1 pseudogene is annotated in these 1,331 nt (G+C 64.5%); it reads right to left on the reverse strand.

Annotated features, from left to right (window positions below):
• Positions 1–28 precede the first annotated feature (28 nt).
• Positions 29–1,281: pseudogene (locus ACFWUY_RS41690) on the reverse strand (IS3 family transposase).
• Between the last annotated feature and the right edge of the window lie 50 nt (positions 1,282–1,331).

A 1,331-nucleotide genomic window follows, 5' to 3' on the forward strand; every position in this document is an offset into this window, starting at 1 on the left:
GTGAACCGTTCCGGGTTCGATAGAGACCTCAGATGTTGGTTGTGAGCTGGGGTTTTGTGGTGCTCAGGTAATGCTTGGCTTCGTATTCGGCCGGTGGGACGTGGCCTATCTCACCGTGGAGTCGTCGGTGGTTGTACCAGTCGATGTATTCGGCGGTGGCGAGTTCGACCTGGGAGAGCGTCTTCCAGGGCCGTCGGGGCTTGATCAGCTCGGTCTTGAACAGGCCGATCATGCTCTCCATCAGGGCATTGTCGTAGGCGTCGCCGACCGATCCGATCGAGGCGGTAATGCCGGCGGTGTCCAGGTGCTCGGCGAGCCGGAAGCTCGTGTATTACGATCCGGCATCCGAATGATGGATCAACTCGCCGGGTTGGACGGGGTGTTGTTCGCGATCACGTTGCCAGAGAGCCATTTCCAGGGCGTCGAGTACGAAGACGGTCTCCTTCACGGTGGCCGCGGACCAGCCGACGACCCGGCGGGAGAAGGTATCCACGACGAAGGCGACGTAGACGACGCCTGCCCAGGTCTTGATGTGGGTGAAGTCCGCGACCCAGCAGCGGTTCGGGGCGCAGGTGGCGAAGTTGCGGTCCAGCAGGTCAGGTGGCTGCCCGGCCTGCCCGCCGGGCAGCGTGGTGACCACCCGCCGGCCGCGGACCACGCCGGTGATGCCGAGTTCGCGCATCAGATGTTCGACGGTGCAGCGGGCCACTGCCTGTCCTTGCCGGTTCAGCTCGCGCCAGACCTTCCTGGCCCCATAGACACGGTAGTTGGCCTCGAAGATTTCGCTGATCAGCTCCTTCAGGCCGGCGTCTCGCACAGTTCTGGCGGACGGCGTGGCCTGGCGTTTGTGGTGGGCATCGTAGGTGCAGGGGGCGATCTTGCAGTCGTGCTCGGTGAGCGTTCTGCAGATCGGCCCGACGCCGCCGAAGCGGTCCCGGTGCTCGTCGATGAAGGCTACGAGCGTGTGTATGGCCGGTCGAGCCCGGCCGCGAAGAAACTCGCCGCCGCCTTCAAAATCCCGTTGGCCCGCTTCAGCTCGGCGATCTCCCTCTTCATCGCCTTGACCTGCGCGGACTCCTGCGTCGTCGTCCCCGGCCGGGTTCCGGCGTCGATCTCGTCCTGCCGGACCCACTTGCGCAGCGTCTCGGTCGTGCCAATACCCAGCTTCTGGACCACCGCTTTCATCGCGGCCCACTCGGTGTCGTAGTCGGGCCGCACCTCGGCGACCATCCGCACCGCACAACGGCGCAGCTCAAGCGGGTACTGGGAAGAACGTGCCATGACTCGATCCTCTCAAACGATCGAGTCTCTGCCGAACCCGGAACGGTTCA

Origin of the sequence: Streptomyces sp. NPDC058664, assembly GCF_042716635.1 — a bacterium.
In the GTDB taxonomy this organism is placed as follows: Bacteria; Actinomycetota; Actinomycetes; order Streptomycetales; family Streptomycetaceae; genus Streptomyces.